The sequence below is a fragment of the Embleya sp. L77 genome, from assembly GCF_055557415.1.
The window spans coordinates 5,371,586-5,387,681 of the sequence record NZ_CM145709.1; the positions used below are offsets into that span (position 1 = coordinate 5,371,586).

Sequence of the window (16,096 nt, forward strand, 5' to 3'; positions counted from 1 at the left end):
GTGTCACAGGGTCCACAGGCCCTTGGTCAGGGTTGTGGCGCCGCCGGTGAGGGCCAGCCATTGGACGGCGCGTTTGGCCTGGTGTTCGGGGGTGCGGGCGGCGAGGAAGTGGCCGATCGCGGCGCCGGCGAGCAGGGCCGTGACGACGGCGGCCCAGGCCGGGGTGGTCAGGTGCGGGGGTGACTTGGCGGCGAGGGAGAAGGCGTTCACCACGACGGCGTAGAACTGTGCGTTGGGCACGAACTCGGCGGCGGTCCAACCGGCGTTGAGTGCGTACAGGGACATCGCGGGGCCGCCGACGCCGGCCGAGGAGTTCATGAAGCCGCTCGCGGCGCCGGCCATCACGGCGCCCCTGCGGGCGCGCAGGGCGGGTATCCGGACGCCGCGCATGACGAAGCCGACGGCCAGGCAGACGGCCGCGCCGATGCCCACCAGCAGCCAGGGCTCGGGCAGCCGGGTGGCCACCCAGGAGCCGAGCGGTACGGTGCACGCCGCCGCGACGACCAGCGGCAACATCGCGGCGAGCCGGACCCGGCGCCACGAGGCGGCCAGCCCGATCGCGCCGACCACCCCCGAACCGCCGTTGCACAGCACCACGCCCTGGGCCGGTCCCAGCAGTAGCACCAGGCCGGGCGCCGCGACCAGGGCGAAGCCCATGCCGGTGAGGCGTTGCACCGAGGAACCCAGGAGGACGATCCCACCGATGAGCAGGGCGAGGGACCAGGCATCGGACACGGGTGATCCTCGGGTCGAGGGGATCTGACGACCCGACAGCTATACCGGAGATCGCCGCTCGGTGGTGCCGTGGTCCAACCGGGTGGGATCCGGCCCGCACCGGCGGCGGCCCGGCGTCGGGTCAGCCGCGGGCCGGGGTGCCCAGGATGCCGTTGAGCAGGACCTCGATGCCCCAGGCGTCGCGTTCGTCGCCGGACCCCGCGGTCAGCGTCGCGCGCATTGAGACCAGGTGCGGGTAGTCCGTCGCGGACAACCGCCCGAACGCCTCGTCCATCGCCGCGACCGCGCTCTCCTCGGTCTGTCCCTCGGCGCCCTTGGCGGCGTACGCCGACTCCTCGGCCGCCGCGGCGGTGATGTGCAGGTTGATCAGATCCAATGCGAGGGAGCGGGTCAGGTCGTCGATGCCCGCGCCGGCCAGTAGTCCCAGGATCGCCTCGGCCAGCGCGAGCGCGTTGGGACCGGTCGGTACGTCGCCCAGTGCCACGGTCGCGATCCCGCGATGGCCGCCCAGCACGGTGATCGCCGTCCGGATGAGCGTGGTCAGCTCCGCGCGCCAGTTCGGGAACGGCTCGCCGACCGCGGCCACGCTCGGCAGCGGGATCTCGCCGAGCACCCGGTCGTAGATCAGCGCGAGCAGCTCGTCGCGGTTGGCCACATACACGTAGAGCGAGGCGGCGCCGGTGTCGAGCGCCTGCGCGACCCGGCGCATGGTCACCGCGTCCAGGCCGTCGGCGTCCAGGATCGCCAGCGCGGCGGACACGAGTGCGTCCGCGCTGAGTGCTGCCTTGGCCGGTCGGGTCCGCCGACTGACCGGTGCGGAAGGGGTGGACGGGCGCGGTTCGCCGGGTGATTTCGCCATGCCCCGAGTATAGGCGTTGACGGAACGCTGTTCGCTACGTACATTGTTCGTAACGAACGGCGTTCGTAGCGAACGTAGCTCGACACACCGCTCACCCCGCCGCATCCATCGCCTCGTCAGGGGCCGCGCGGCCCCGATCCGAGGAGTACCGATGACCCCCGCACCCGCACCCACCACCGCCGACGCACTCGACGACATCGCGCCGAAGCCGACCGCCGACCCGGCCGCGCCCGCCGCCGCCGAGACCCCGCTCCCGGCCGCATACGCCCGGCGTTGGGTGATCCTGGCGATCGTGCTCGTCGCCGAGGTGATGGACCTGCTCGACAGCACCGTGACCAACGTCGCCGGCCCCTCCGTGCGGGACGATCTCGGCGGCGGCGCCTCGCTGTTGCAGTGGCTCGCCTCCGGCTACACGCTCGCGTTCGGCGTGTTGCTCGTGGTCGGTGGCAGACTCGGCGACCGCTGGGGCAGACGCCGATTGTTCCTGCTGGGCGCCGGCGGTTTCGCCGCGGCGTCCCTGCTCTGCGCGCTGTCCCCCTCGCCCGAACTGCTCGTCGCCGCCCGCGTCGCCCAGGGGGCCTTCGGCGCCCTGTTGATCCCGCAGGGCTTCGGCATCCTCAAGTCGGTCTTCCCGCCCGGCGAGACCGGCAAGGCGTTCGCCGCGTTCGGTCCCGTGCTCGGCCTGTCCGCCGTCGGCGGCCCGATCCTGGCCGGCGCGCTCATCCACCTCGACCTGTTCGGCACCGGCTGGCGGCTGATCTTCCTGATGAACGTCCCGCTCGGCCTCGCCGCCGTGCTCGGCGGCCTGCGCTACATCCCCCGGGACGACCCGAACCCCGCGGTGCGGATCGACCTCGCCGCCGCCGCGCTGCTGACCGCCGCCTCCACGCTGATCATCCTGCCGCTCATCCAGGGCCCCGAAGCCGACTGGCCGCTGTGGTCGTTCGGCTGCCTCGCCGCCGGTGTCGCCGCGTTCGCCGGATTCATCCTGCGTGAACGCCGCAGCACGCACTCGCTGATCGAGGCCACGCTGCTGCGCAACCGCGCGTACAAGTCCGGCATGCTCTTCGGCCTCGCCTTCTTCGCCGGCACCACCGGATTCATGCTGATCACCTCACTGTTCGTGCAACTGCACCTGCACTACGGCCCGCTCCGGGCCGGCCTCACCCTCGCCCCGATCGCGGTCGGCATCGTGGTCGCCTCCATCGCCGGCTTCCAGGTGATGGCCAAGCTCGGCCGCAACCTGCTCCTGATCGGCGTCGGCGTGCACATGGTCGGCCTGGTCGCCCTCGCCGCCGTGGTCGCCCACTACGGTTCGGACACCACCAGCGTCGCCCTGATCGCCCCGCTGTTCGTCGCCGGTATCGGGATGGGCGCCGTGTTCGCCCCTCTGTTCGACGTGATCCTGGCCGGCGTCGCCGAGCACGAACTGGGCAGCGCCTCCGGCTCGTTGTCCGCGATGCAGCAACTCGCCGGCGCCCTCGGCGCGGCCGGCATCACCACCTTGTTCTTCCAACTCGCCGAACACCACACCGCCTCCACCGCGATGTCCTTCGGCGCCCTTGCGGTGGCCTGCCTCGGCCTGCTCGCCGCCGGCCTGGTATTCCTGCTCCCTCGGCACGCCAGGCCGCACGAGGCGTGAGCCCGCGCACAAAGCACCGAGAGCCGATCGCCGCGCACCTCCCGAACCCCCGGCCACACAATCGAACCAGCAAGGAACGAGTCACCATGACCAGCACGACCATCCTCGTCACCGGAGCCCGCGGCAGTGTCGCGCGCGGTGTCATCACCCGCCTCGTCGCCGCCGGCCACTCCGTCCGGATCGCGAGCAGCGACCCGACCGAACTCGAACCGACCGCCGGTGTCGAAGCCGTCCGCCTCTCGCTGCGCGAACCCGACAACGCCGCCGCGGTGTTGCGGGGCATCACCAGCGTCTTCCTCTACGCCGAGGCCGCCGGCATCGCCGACTTCGTCAAGGCCGCCCAGGCCGCCGACATCCGGCACATCGTGCTGCTGTCCTCGTCCTCGACGAACACCCCCGACCCGCAGAGCAACCCGCTCGCGGCGAGCCACCACACGGTCGAGGTCGCGGTCGCCGAGTCCGGAATCCCGTACACGGTGCTCCGCCCCGGTGCGTTCGCCGGCAACTCGATCGGCTGGAAGTACCAGCTGATGGGCACCGGCAGCATCCAACTGCCCTACCCGAACGCCCAGATCGCCCCGATCCACGAGGACGACATCGCCGACGTGGCGACCGCGGTGCTCCTGGCCGGCGACCACCTCGGCGAGACGCTCGACCTGAACGGCCCCGAATCGATGTCCTTCGTCGAGCAGATCGCGATCCTGGCCGATGTCCTGGGCCGCGACCTGCCGTTCACCGAGGTCACCCGTGACGAGGCGCTCGCCGGACTGACCCGCCACATGGACCCCGGCTACGCGAACGCGCTGCTGGATCTGTGGGAGTCCGCCGTCGATCCGGAGCCGCTGTCCGGCACCACCGAGGCGATCACCGGCAAGCCCGGCCGCAGCTTCCGCAGCTGGGCCGTCGACCACCGCGCGGACTTCGCGCTCGACTCGGGTCGGCGCGGGTAAATCCCCGACAATCACCCGGACATGACGACATCGGACCGACCGGACCGGCCTTCGCCGGCCGGTCGGTCCGTGCTGTGGCGGGCTTCTCGCTCCCTCGCTCCCCACGGAGTCGCCAGGCTGTCTACCCTGCTGTTCAGACCGGCCGTTTACCGAACTCTGGACGCACATGACCGTCGCGCTTCACACCGGCGCGGGTGCCGCAATCGAGGTACGCCGCGCGCTCCAGGCTGATGAAGCCAGGGACGTTCCCGAACACACGTGGGTCGGCCCGATCGTCCGGGTCCGCCCACAGGGTGAACGGCACTACGAGGACATCGCCTACATCGAGGCCGCACCCACCGACGGCATGGGCAGTTCCCCCTCCCGCCACCTGACCCTGTGGGCCGACCGGGCACGCCGGCACCGGATCGCCGCGGTGGGCACGTACTCGACCGCCGGCGACTACGCGGTCTACAGCATCACCGGACCGGCCGGCGAACATTTGGCCACGGTGCATCGCGAACAGGGCAGCATCCGCCGACTGCGCCGCACCTCCTGGACGATCCGCCCGGCCGAGGGCCCCACGCTGCACGCGGCCAAGGGCACCACGTTCGGCTGGATCGCGTGGTGGGCGCTGTCTCCGCTGTGGGGCCTGATGATGGCCGTGGCCGTGCTCGGCGGCAAGGCCCCGCGGCTGCCGCTGCGCACGATCTGGCGCCACGACGGCACCCGCGTCTTCGAATACCTGGGCAGCGTCGGCACGACCGACTCCTACGAACTACCCCCAGGCCGGGTCGACGCCCGCATAATCCTGGCGCTGGCCGCCCTGCACAACAGCCACCCGGGCTGGTACGACCGCCTGTAGCGACGCGCTCGGGCCGGGCGGGGACGACGCCGAGAGGGCGCGGCCGACGGCATCGGGGCGCCGAATCGAGGCCCGCCCGACGGGAGTCGTGCCGGTCGCGGGCGCGGTGGCCGGCCACCGCGCCCGCAGTCGTGGCAAGAAGGGAACCTGCGCGCCGGAGCCGGAGCGTCAGGGCGTGGTCCGCCACAGTCCGCCGGGCGGTACCGACGTCTCGCAGTCGTCGCACAGCGTCAGGTGCAGGTGTCGGGTGGTGCGAAGCGAGCCGGGGCGACCGCAGTTCTCGCAGACGGTTCGGGAAAGGCGATTGAACTCGGCTGTCACGACGCGGAGTCGGGTGGCCTCCGCCGATGTCCAGTCGGCACTGTTGGGTGTCCACGGTCGGGGGAAGGCCTGGACGGTCAGGGCCGCCCATTTCTGTTTCACGGCGAGCAGTTCGTAGTGGGGGAACTCCGCGACCAGCGCCTCGTGGCAGCGCAGGGCGAGGTGGTACCAGCCTGGGCCGATCCAGAACTCGCCGGACGCATGCCTGAGATGGCGCCGCAACGGCTCCAGGACGACTTCGGACGGCCGTTCCGACGCACCGGGCGTGGTCATCTGCTGCCTCCGCTTGGGCGGGCGGTCCCGGACGTGCCGGGACCGCGATCGAGCGCCGGGCACCGCGGTCGGGTTCCGGCATCTCGGGTGGTCCGGGCCGCCGACGCTCTCATCCGTCCACCCCCGGCGTCCAGTCCGCGACGATCGCGGGCGGCGTCCGGTAGTCGTGGCGCTGCCGGGCGGGCGTGACGTCGGGGCCGAGGCATCTCCGGCCGCGCCGGGCCGCGCGCGGGGCGGGCCCGTCGCGGCCGGTTCGCGCGACGTGAGGGAATCCCCCGAACTTCCCTCCGCTTTGCATTACTTGACTCGAACCCGGTTGGCCTCGCGGGACACCGAACGTAGGTTTGACACCGTCGTTCGGTCACTACGGGGGTAGTTCGTGCGGCGGCCCGATCGATGGATCGCCCGCGTACGCGCGCAGCACGGCGGGTCGAGCCCGCCTCCTCCCGGAGCGTCGAACGCGCGCGACGGCCCACGGGGAGGCGATCGGCGATGAGCAAGACCACGAAGGGTCCGAAGGGCGGCGATGCGGGCAGCGGGCACGACGCGCCCGGCGCGTCGAAGCCGGGCGACGCACCGGCGGCCGTACCCAAAGCGCCCAAGCGGCCCGGCGCCGGCGACACCTCGGGCAAACCCGGCGGCCCACCGGGCACGGACGGCGGCGCCCCCGGCGGCAAGCCGGCCGGTCCGCCGCCCACGGGCGCCAACGGATTCAAGCACGTGCCCGAACACGTGGAGTCCGGCGCCCGGGGCATCGACGCCTCCGCCGCCCGGATCGAGGCCGCGCACACCAAGTTGGCCGGCGTACTCCAGGCCAAGGGCTCGTTCTGGAACAAGGACAGCCTCGGCCAGACCTTCGGCAAGGTCTTCGAGCCGTTGTCCACCGGCCACTCCCGCGCGGGCGGCGCGCTCCAGCAGGCCGTGGCCAAGACCGCCGGCAACGTGCGCACCGGCGCCAAGCGCACGACCGCCACCGAGGAGGCGAACCTCAAGCGGTTCGGCAAGCGGATCGGCGGCCCGGACGCGAAGAAGCCCGGCGGCAACGACAGCCCCACCGGCGCCGGCGACGGCAAGAACCCGGGCGGCTCCGGACAGAATCGGCCCGGACAGGGCCGGACACCGGTGTACTTCGTCGACGAGGACGGCCGGGTCCATCAACTGGTCGACGGGAAACTCGTCCCGGCCCGACCGGGGGCCGGCAATTCCGGTATCGACCGGGTGCTGAATCCGGACGGCACGATAAAGGTCAACATCAAGACCGACAAGGAAGGAAATCCCGAGGTCACCCCGCGCGGCAAGCCGAAACGGGTGCCGGTGCCGGGCGGCAAGGGCCGGTACGACAAGTACGCGAAGGAAGAGCAGGACAACACCGGGAATGCCACGCCGCGCACCCCGGTGCAATCGCAGCCCCTGCAACATCCCACGGACCTGTCCCAGGCCGTCGAGGACGTGCGCCGGGCGCAGAACGACTACGGCGGCAACAACTACGCCTCGCTGTATTACCAGGACCCCTCCGGACGCGGCGGCGATTTCATCCTGGTGGGCAGCAGCGGCAACAACGGCGGCCATTCCGAGCGGGCCATCGGCCTGCCGATGGTGCACAACGGCATGCAGAACGACGTCACCCGGTTGTATACCGAGCGGGCACCGTGCCAACCCTTCCCGAAGACCGGTGGCGCCGGGTGCGACATCTGGGTGGACATGCACCTCAACGGCAGCGGCCGAAACGCCCCGTTGGAGGTGAGCCACGTCGCCGACTTCGATTCGCGACGGCTCGACGGCGCGGACCGCAACGGCCCCTTCAACCTGTACATGCACGACCTCCAGCAGCAGCACGCCGCGGGCAACACCGGTCCGCTGGCCGGTGTATACACGTACCAGTATCCGTAGCCATCCGTAGGCATCCGCAGGTTCGCACCCGCCGGAACGGCGGCGGACGGTTCGACGGCCCGGGCAGGCGGCTCGAAGGCCCGGGAAGGGGCCGGAAGCGCCGGACACAGCTGGAGTGATTCATGATCTTCGACATCGACCGCCGCGGACTGCTGGAGGTCTTCCCCGAGGGCCGGGTGGTGCGCGCCTCGCGCGCCGAACTCGCCGAGGTCCCGGGGCGGGTCGAGGACCTGGATTTCCTGTGCGACGTGGGGATCCCGCAGGGGCTGTTCCAGATGGCCCCGGCCCTGGCCGGCGAACCCGGCGCGCAGCCGTCGCGCCTGCTCGACCTCGGCAACCCGGACGACGGGGTCGACCTGCCGGAACTCGACGGCGTCGGCCCGGTGCTCGTCCTCGGCGGAATCCAGCAGTGGTACATCTTCCTCCAACTGGATACCGGCCGGATCCACGCCTTCGCGGACGGCGGATCGGAGTATTGCGAGATCAACGGCGACCTCTCCTCGTTGTGCACGATGTTGTATCTGCTGTGGACGCAGACCCCGCGCACGGAACCGGGGAGTACGGGCCCGGGCAACGAGGAGTACCGCCGCGCCGCGGAATCCATTCGGGATCGGATCGAGCCGCTCGATCCGATCCCGTATCGCGGGGAAAGCCTGTGGATTTCCTATTTCGGTTCGTACGTCGACGGCCTGTATCCGCTGCGCTGATCGCACGGCCGTCCGGCCGTACCTCGGGCCCGCCGTCGAAAGTCGAAAGAGGGATACTCGAATCATCATGAACTCCGACCTTTCCGCCGCCCTCCATCAACGCTTCGGCCGGGACGGACTGCGCTTTTCCGCCTCGGCGCAGCTCGCCGGTGTGCCGATGCCCGTGCAGGTCGGCGCGTACTTCATCGGCGCGGACGACGAACACCCGTCGACGCTCGGGGCGTTCGCCGACGCGGTCGGGGAGTCGCTGCCCGATCCCGCGGTGCGCGAGCGGGTCCGGCTCGGCACCGATCAGGGCGCGGAGCTCTACGTCGCTGCCGACGGATCGGTGCGGGCCCTGTTCCTGGGCGTCGACCTGCCGGAGATGCCCGTGGCGAGCAGCGTGGAGGCGTTCGCCGCAGGGCTGCTGACGCTCGATCAGGCATTGCCCCGGATCGCCGCGGTGGACGAGCCGGTCGAGGGCTTCCCGCTGTTTCGCGAACTGCGCGAGGAACTGCTCGCACTGGACCCGGACGCGTTCGCCGAGCGCGAGGCGTGGTGGCCCAGGGTGCTCGACGATGTGCGACTCCCGCTGAACATCGCCGGTTCGGCCGCGTTCGAGATCGTGGACGCGGACGGGAACAAGCAAATCGTGACCGAGGCGTCCGGCCCGGGACTGCCGCACCCCGAGGAACTGCTGTGGTACCGCCTGTCGGCCGGGGGTGTGCCGGCCGAGGACGTTTTGCGGGTGTACTGCGAGCTGGAGCCCTGCCTGATGCCGGGCCACTACTGTGCGCTGTGGATGGGCCGACTGTTTCCACACGCCGAGTTCACCCACAGCTTCGGCTACGGGGAGAGCGCGCAGTCGCGGGAGGACGGCGTCCGGGCCCTGATGACACACGTCGCGGAGCAGGGCGACCATCGCTGACGGGCAGCGTGCGGCATGAATCGGGGGACGGACACCGTGGTCGACAACGACGGGCATCGACTGCCGCACATGGGAGCCGGCCGACAGCCGGCCGCCCGTGCGCTGCTGGGTTGGCTGGACGACGAGCGGTCGCCCCGGCTGTGCCTGGTCCGCGGCTCGTCGGGTGCGGGCAAGTCGCACCTGCTGGCCTGGTTGTACGCCGCCACCGGTACGGACGACACGCCGCCCGCCCGCCGACTGCACGCCTTCGTGCCGGTGCACACCCTCACCATGCCCGGCGTCGTCGCCGAACTGGCCGCCCACCTGGGCGTCGCCGCCCGCACCCCCCGCCAACTGATCGCCGCGGTGGCGCTCGACCCGCGGCGCACGGTGATCGCGGTCGCCGACCCGGACCACGCCGGCGTACCCGGCCTGCCCGGGGAAGGCGTCCGGATCGTGGCCGAGTTACTCGACCCGCTGCTCGAACTGCCGCACGTGCGCCTCCTGGTGGAGTGCGCGCGGCCGGATACCCGGGCGGCCTTCACCCGCGTCGCCGCACCCGCCACGCTGGACCTGGACGAACCCCGCTGGACCCACCCCGGTCGGTTCGAGCGCTGGTACGCCGAACTCGCGACCGGATCGCCCCTCGCCTCGCCGTTCGGCGCCGAAGCCGCCTTTCCGCACCCCGGCCTGGCCCGACTGGCCGCCCGCGTGGCCGGGGGAGGGTTGTCCGCGACACCGAGCGACGGTGTGCCGGGCGATCTGCCGGAGCGGGCGGCGCACATCCACCGGGCCTGGTGGGCGACGCTGCCCGAGGACGTGCGCGCGGCCGTGGCCGCCCTGGCCGGCCTCGACCTGCCGCTGTCGGCCGGTCAGTGGGAACGGGCGCTGACCACGCTGTACCCGGCGCCGGGCCCGCGGTCCGCCGCCGCGACGATCGAGCACGCGACGCGCGTGTTGCCCGCGGTGTTCGAGGGCGGCGACACGTGGGCGCTGCCGGCCGGGCCGCTCGCCGCCTTCGTCCTCGGGCGACGCCCGGAGGGCGCCGAACCCGGCCGCCCGGCCCGGGTGCACGCCGCGCTGCGGCACGCGGCGGACGCGGGCATCACCGACCTCGCGGGGCTGTACGACGCGGGCGAGGAGCGTGTCTCGGCGATCCTGGCGCACAGCGTGCGGATCGGCGACGCCGCGGCGCTCGCCGCCGATCCGATCGTGCAGGCGCTGGCCCGGCCGCAGACGGTGGCCACCGCGCTGGTGGCCACCGGGCAGTGGGCGCAGCCCGCCCAGGCCGCGTTCCGCGGCGCGTTCGGCACGCTGCTCGGGCACCCCACGCCGGCGGCCCGCGCGGCGCTGCTTTCGGTACACCGGCTCGGCCGTGACGACGCCGCCGCGCGCATGCTCGCCGAACGCTCCACCGCGCCGGGCTGGCGGGCCGAGTGGGCCCGCTGGGGCGACGGCGACGCACACCGCCCGGACCGCTGGCCGGGCCCGGTCCTGGCGGCGACCGCGGGCCGCGGCGGCCTGGCCGGCCGGGTGCTGCTCGTGGACGACACCGGCGTGATCCGCGCCGTCGCCGGCGCCGACGGCACGATCGCCGGCCGCGTCGTCGCCGACTCCGGGCCCATCCCGCTGCGCGCGCTCGCGAGCACCTACGGCGGCCGGGTCACCACGCTGAACCGGTGGGGCGGCGTGGACGTCCTGGAGGCCGCCTACCACGGCCCGCGCGGCGCGCTGGAGGCCGCCTTCCAACGTCTGGTCAACACGTGCGGGGCCGAGTTGACCGTGCTGTGCGCACATCCGCTGCCGGCGGTCGGCGACGTCGAGGGCGGTGTCTGGTGCCACGGTTCGCCGCCGGGCATGCCCGGCGGCGAACCACCGCCGCGCGGAGTGTTGTCCGCTCCGCTGCACACCGGCCCGGTCACCGCACTCGCCGCGGTGCGCACCGGTTCGGACGGCGAGCCGCCGCTGCTGATCAGCGGCGGCCGGGACGGCCGGGTGCGGATGTGGAGCCCGGGCGCGGAGCCGGCGCCGGACCCGCTCGACGCCCGGGCGACCGCGGTGACCGCGCTGGCCTGCGAACAGACCACCGAGGGCGTGCTGATCGCGGCGGCCTGGGCGGACGGCCTGGTCCGGCTGCGCCGACCGGGTGACGACACGGCCGTCGATCTGAACCTGGGCGCGCCGGTGACCGGGATCGCGGTGTCGGTGCAGGGCTACATCGTGCTGGGCATGGCCGGGGGCGTGGTCGGTCTGCGCCTGGAACCCCCGGCACGGTGACGGGATTTCGACGGGCGCGGGATCCGGATCGAGGATGCCGCGAATCGATGTACCGGACCGGGAAGGGGCGTAACGTCGAGACGGCGCGCCCTCCGGTTCGGGCGTGCGCGACGACGACGGGGGTCGATTGTGGGCATCACCATACCGGGCTATCTGGACACGGCGTTGGACGTCATCGGGGTCGACTGGCCCAACCTCGACGAGGACGAGTTCAAGGAACTGGCGCAGGCGTATCGCGAGTTCGCCGACGAGATCGACGAGGCCAGAGCCGACGGGAAGAACGGCGCGGCCTGGATCCTGTCCGGCACCAGCGGGATGGCCGCCGAGGCGTTCGAGGCGCACTTCGGCAAGCTGAACAACGAACACCTGCACGATCTGGCCGAGGGCGCCCGGATGTTGGCCAAGGCGTTGGACGCGGCGGCGGTGGTGATCGAGGTCGCCAAGGGCAGAGCGATCGCCCAACTGATCATCCTGGCCGACGCGATCGCCGCCGCGGCGGCAGCCGCCACCTTCACCCTCGGTCTGTCCGCGATCGCCGGTCTCGCCGAGGTGGCCATCGTGCGCACCGCGGTCAAACGCATCTTCAAGGAACTCGAAGAGGAACTCATGGCGCGCGTCGTCGAGATCGCCACCGCGCCCGCCGTGGCCGCGCTCGAGGGCACGGCCAACGAACTGCTGTCCCAACTCGTGGAGAACGAACTCGGGGCCCGTAACGGCTACGACCTCGACGCCGCGATCGACGCCGGCAAACAGGGCGGACAGGACGCGATGCCGACCGTGTCCAGCATCACCACGACCCTGAACCCGGTGACCTGACCGGCCGAAGGGCTTCGAACGCAGGTCCGGCCGCCTTGACTTCGTGCCGCCGCGTCGGGATCCTGCCGGCGGGCGGCACGGTCACCCGGTGCCGCCCCGGGACTACCGGGAGGAACCGCGAATGAGCCGCGACACCGGCGGGGCGTACGAGAGGGCCCATCGGCGCAGCCTGGAGGATCCGGACGGCTTCTGGCTGGAGGCCGCCGCCGCGATCGACTGGGTGACGCCGCCCACCCGGGCACTGGACGACAGTGCCGCGCCGCTGTACCGCTGGTTCCCGGACGGCACGCTGAACACCTGTTTCAACGCGCTGGACCGCCATGTCGCGGGCGGGCGGGCCGAACAGGCCGCGATCGTGTACGACTCACCGGTGACCGGGACACGGCGCACCCTGAGCTACGCCGAACTGCTGGACCTGACCGCGCGGTTCGCCGGTGTGCTGCGCGGGCTCGGGGTGGGCCGGGGCGATCGGGTGGTGCTCTACCTGCCGATGGTGCCCGAGGCCGTGGTGGCGATGCTGGCCTGCGCCCGGCTCGGCGCGGTGCACTCGGTCGTCTTCGGCGGCTTCGCCGCGCACGAATTGGCGGTGCGGATCGACGACGCCCGCCCCAAGGTCGTGGTGGCCGCGTCCTGCGGGATCGAGCCGACCCGGACGATCGCCTACAAGCCGCTCGTGGACGCGGCCCTGGCCGAGGCGAGCCATCGCCCCGAACGCGTCGTGGTCCTGCAACGCCCCCAGTTGACCGCGGATCTGACCGAGCGGGACCTGGACTGGGACACCGCGATGGCCACGGCCGAGCCCGCCGAGTGCGTGCCGGTCGCGGCGACCGATCCGCTCTACATCCTCTACACCTCCGGCACCACCGGACTGCCCAAGGGCATCGTGCGCGACAACGGCGGGCACGCGGTCGCGCTGCGCTGGTCGATGGAGAACGTCTACGGCGTGCGGCCCGGCGAGGTGAGCTGGACCGCCTCCGACGTCGGCTGGGTGGTCGGCCACTCGTACATCGTCTACGCGCCGCTGCTCACCGGCTGCACCTCGGTGCTGTACGAGGGCAAGCCGGTCGGCACGCCGGACGCGGGCGCGTTCTGGCGGGTGGCCGCGGAGCACCGGGCGACCATGCTGTTCACCGCACCGACCGCGTTCCGGGCGATCAAGAAGGAGGACCCGGACGGGAAACTGCGCGCGGGACACGATCTCTCCGCGCTGCGCACGCTGTTCCTGGCGGGTGAACGGCTCGACCCGGAGACCTACCGCTGGGCCGGCGACCTGCTCGGCATCCCCGTGGTGGACAACTGGTGGCAGACCGAGACCGGCTGGCCGATCGTGGCCGATCCGATGGGCCTGGAGCCGCACCCGACCAAACCCGGTTCGCCGACCCTGCCGGTGCCCGGCTACGACGTGCGGATCCTGGACCCGCGGGGCAACGAGGTGCCGCCCGGCGTGGACGGCGCGGTCGTGCTCAAACTGCCCATGCCGCCCGGCACGCTGACCACGCTGTGGGGCGACGACGAGCGCTGCGTCGCCTCCTATCTGAGCACCTACCCCGGCTACTACCTCAGCGGCGACGGCGGGCGCAAGGACGAGGACGGCTACGTGTACGTGATGGGCCGCACCGACGACGTGATCAACGTCGCCGGCCACCGGTTGTCCACCGGTTCGATGGAGGAGGTCCTGGCCGCTCACCCGGACGTGGCCGAGTGTGCGGTGATCGGGGTGGCCGACGAACTCAAGGGTCAGGTGCCGCGCGACCTGGTCGTGCTCAAGGCCGGAGTGGACCGGGAACCGGCCGAGGTGGCCGCGGAGTTGGTGCTCCGGGTGCGGGAGACGATCGGTGCGGTCGCGGCCCTGCGTCGAGTGGACGTGGTCCCCGCGCTGCCCAAGACCCGGTCGGGCAAGATCCTGCGCCGCACGATGCGCGACATCGCCGACGGCAGGCGGCCCGAACCGCCCTCCACCATCGAGGATCCGAGCGTGCTGGACACCCTGCGGCCGACCCTGACCGGCGAACAACCGGACGGCTGAGGGGGCGACGGCCCGGCGGGCGAGCAGGCGATCGCACGGGTCGTCGGCCGGCGAACAGGGCGCGGACGGGCCGGCGATCGCTCAGCCGGCATAGCTCGCGCGCGGCGGGGGCTGCGGCCCCAACGGCCCGCGCAGCCACGTGTCGTACAGCCGCTGCCACGAGCCGTCCCGCTTCATCTGCTCCAGCAGCCCATTGGCGAATCGCACGAAATCCTGGTGCGGTAGCGGGAAGGCCATCCCGTGCGGTTCGTCGCTGAACGCGGGACCGACCACCTTGGTGTCCGAGTCCTGCGCCTGAAGTCCTTGAAGCAGCGCGGAGGTGGTCGAGACCGCGTCCACCTCGCCCTGCTGCAACGCGACCAGGCAGTCCGTCCAGTTCTCCACCGCGTACGGCAACACCCCCGCCGGATCGTCGCGCAGGAACACGATCGAGGTGGTGCCACGAACCGTGCACACCCGCTTGCCGCGCAGATCCGTGAGCCCCTGCACGCCGGAGTCGGTCCGGACCAGCACGCGCTGGCCATCGGTGTAGTAGTCGCTGCTGAAGGCCACTTCGAGCCTGCGTTCGCACGTGATGGTCATCGTGTCGATCACCACGTCCACCTCGCCGGACCGCAACACCTGGGGCCGCTGGGCCTGGGTGATCACCTTGTACCGGATGCGCGCGGCGTCGTCGGCGCCGCCGAAGATCGCCCGGGCCAGGGCCTTGGCCATCTCGATGTCGAAGCCCTTGATCAGGCCGGTGCGCCGGTCCAACTCGCCGAAGAATCGGGTGTTCTGGTCCACACCGACGATCAGGTGTCCGCGTCGGTGGATGGCGTCCATCGTGGACCCGGCAGGCATTCGCCCGGGAGCGGGCAGCGCGGCGGGCGGGGTGAGGCTCTCCCGCGGATCGCAGGGCGGGGCGACGGAGGATTTGGGGTAGTCCTCCGGCCTGGCCGGATGCGCACCGGAGATCAGCGGGTCGGCGCCGGGAGGTGCCGGGTCGGCGGGTCGGCGGCTCGACCCGCCGGAGCAGGCGACCAGGGTCGCGGCCAGGACGACCGCGGAGGCCGTGGTCGCGATTCGGCGGGATCTCCGGTGCATGCAGCCCCCTGGGTGCCGGTGCGCGCGTCGACGAAGCGGCCGTCGCGGAGGCCACCGGGCCCGCCCGACACCGCCGCTCGACGATCCGCGTCGTCGAAGTTCTCCGAGTATCGGGCGACTCCGGCTGAAATCCGGGGTGATCGGGCAAAGAATGGGGGCTTCCCTCAACCGTTTCGATCAGGACGGAAGCGCGTGACGAGCATTGGCATCACGGGCCACATCAACATCTCGGCCGGCACCGTACCGCTGGTCGACCGGGCCGTCCGAGACCTGCTGGCGGGGATCGCGCCGGACGAACTCGTCGGCTACAGCTGCCTCGCGGCCGGTGCGGACGCGATCTTCGCGCACGCCGTGCTGGACCTGGGCGGCCGGCTGGTGGCACTGCTGCCGTCGGCGGACTACCGCGAGGCCAAGGTCGCCCCGGAGTACCGCGCGAGCTTCGAGCAACTGATCGCGGCCGCCGCCGAGGTCCGGGTGATGCCGTTCAGCCGAGCCTCCGGGGACGCCTACGCCGCGGCGAACGAGGCACTGTTGGCGGCGGTCGACGTGGTGCTCGCGGTCTGGGACGGCCGCCCCGACCGAGCCCGCGGCGGCACCGCGGAGATGGTCGAAAAGGCCCGCTCCGCCGGCAAACGGATCCACGTACTGTGGCCCCCCGGATCCACCCGAACCTGAACCCGTGCCTTCCCGCCCTCTTGCCGCACGTCGGGGAACTCCCGGGACGACCGGCGTGTCCCGCGACGGTCGAGGGGTGGCCGGTCCGCGGTTCGGTGCGGGGTCGTGG

14 protein-coding genes are annotated in these 16,096 nt (G+C 72.2%); 10 read left to right on the forward strand and 4 right to left on the reverse strand.

Annotation, left to right across the window (positions count from 1 at the left end; genetic code table 11):
• Nucleotides 1–3: 3 nt before the first annotated feature.
• Both ACZOOI_RS23040 and ACZOOI_RS23045 read right to left on the reverse strand, forming a co-directional pair.
• Nucleotides 4–735, reverse strand: coding sequence for a sulfite exporter TauE/SafE family protein (locus tag ACZOOI_RS23040; protein ID WP_465277587.1), 732 nt, complete (start codon nt 733–735; stop codon nt 4–6).
• 121 nt (nt 736–856) lie between these two features.
• Nucleotides 857–1,594: a TetR/AcrR family transcriptional regulator gene (locus tag ACZOOI_RS23045; protein WP_465277588.1), complete on the reverse strand. Its 738-nt coding sequence runs from the start codon at nt 1,592–1,594 to the stop codon at nt 857–859.
• Between the two features lie 151 nt (nt 1,595–1,745).
• Between ACZOOI_RS23045 and ACZOOI_RS23050 the strand changes: the two genes are divergently transcribed.
• From ACZOOI_RS23050 to ACZOOI_RS23060, 3 genes are all read left to right on the forward strand, one after another.
• Complete coding sequence (locus tag ACZOOI_RS23050) at nt 1,746–3,236, forward strand: MFS transporter (RefSeq protein WP_465277589.1); 1,491 nt, start codon at nt 1,746–1,748, stop codon at nt 3,234–3,236.
• Between the two features lie 86 nt (nt 3,237–3,322).
• Nucleotides 3,323–4,186: an SDR family oxidoreductase gene (locus ACZOOI_RS23055; RefSeq protein ID WP_465277590.1), complete on the forward strand. Its 864-nt coding sequence runs from the start codon at nt 3,323–3,325 to the stop codon at nt 4,184–4,186.
• A 166-nt stretch (nt 4,187–4,352) separates the two neighbouring features.
• Nucleotides 4,353–5,030 carry a hypothetical protein gene (locus tag ACZOOI_RS23060; RefSeq protein WP_465277591.1) on the forward strand — a complete coding sequence of 226 codons (678 nt, stop codon included), beginning with the start codon at nt 4,353–4,355 and terminating at the stop codon, nt 5,028–5,030.
• Nucleotides 5,031–5,198: 168 nt separating this feature from the next.
• Here the strand turns inward: ACZOOI_RS23060 and ACZOOI_RS23065 are convergent, their stop codons facing one another.
• Nucleotides 5,199–5,624 (reverse strand): hypothetical protein, encoded by a 426-nt coding sequence (locus ACZOOI_RS23065; protein WP_465277592.1) that lies wholly within the window; start codon nt 5,622–5,624, stop codon nt 5,199–5,201.
• Nucleotides 5,625–6,116: 492 nt separating this feature from the next.
• On the opposite strand from ACZOOI_RS23065, the gene ACZOOI_RS23070 reads away from it, so the two are divergent.
• From ACZOOI_RS23070 to ACZOOI_RS23095, 6 genes are all read left to right on the forward strand, one after another.
• Nucleotides 6,117–7,514, forward strand: a complete 1,398-nt coding sequence (locus ACZOOI_RS23070; protein WP_465277593.1) for a hypothetical protein — start codon at nt 6,117–6,119, stop codon at nt 7,512–7,514.
• Between the two features lie 122 nt (nt 7,515–7,636).
• Complete coding sequence (locus tag ACZOOI_RS23075; protein ID WP_465277594.1) at nt 7,637–8,221, forward strand: SUKH-4 family immunity protein; 585 nt, start codon at nt 7,637–7,639, stop codon at nt 8,219–8,221.
• A gap of 67 nt (nt 8,222–8,288) precedes the next feature.
• Entirely contained in the window at nt 8,289–9,128 is an 840-nt protein-coding gene (locus ACZOOI_RS23080) for a nucleic acid/nucleotide deaminase domain-containing protein (protein ID WP_465277595.1), read from the forward strand.
• A 15-nt stretch (nt 9,129–9,143) separates the two neighbouring features.
• Nucleotides 9,144–11,384, forward strand: a complete 2,241-nt coding sequence (locus ACZOOI_RS23085) for a hypothetical protein (protein WP_465277596.1) — start codon at nt 9,144–9,146, stop codon at nt 11,382–11,384.
• A gap of 129 nt (nt 11,385–11,513) precedes the next feature.
• Complete coding sequence (locus ACZOOI_RS23090) at nt 11,514–12,200, forward strand: WXG100 family type VII secretion target (RefSeq protein WP_391586956.1); 687 nt, start codon at nt 11,514–11,516, stop codon at nt 12,198–12,200.
• A 121-nt stretch (nt 12,201–12,321) separates the two neighbouring features.
• Complete coding sequence (locus ACZOOI_RS23095; protein WP_465277597.1) at nt 12,322–14,226, forward strand: propionyl-CoA synthetase; 1,905 nt, start codon at nt 12,322–12,324, stop codon at nt 14,224–14,226.
• An 81-nt stretch (nt 14,227–14,307) separates the two neighbouring features.
• Here the strand turns inward: ACZOOI_RS23095 and ACZOOI_RS23100 are convergent, their stop codons facing one another.
• Entirely contained in the window at nt 14,308–15,312 is a 1,005-nt protein-coding gene (locus ACZOOI_RS23100) for a glutamate ABC transporter substrate-binding protein (RefSeq protein ID WP_465277598.1), read from the reverse strand.
• 192 nt (nt 15,313–15,504) lie between these two features.
• On the opposite strand from ACZOOI_RS23100, the gene ACZOOI_RS23105 reads away from it, so the two are divergent.
• Entirely contained in the window at nt 15,505–15,987 is a 483-nt protein-coding gene (locus ACZOOI_RS23105) for a hypothetical protein (RefSeq protein ID WP_465277599.1), read from the forward strand.
• Nucleotides 15,988–16,096 lie beyond the last annotated feature (109 nt).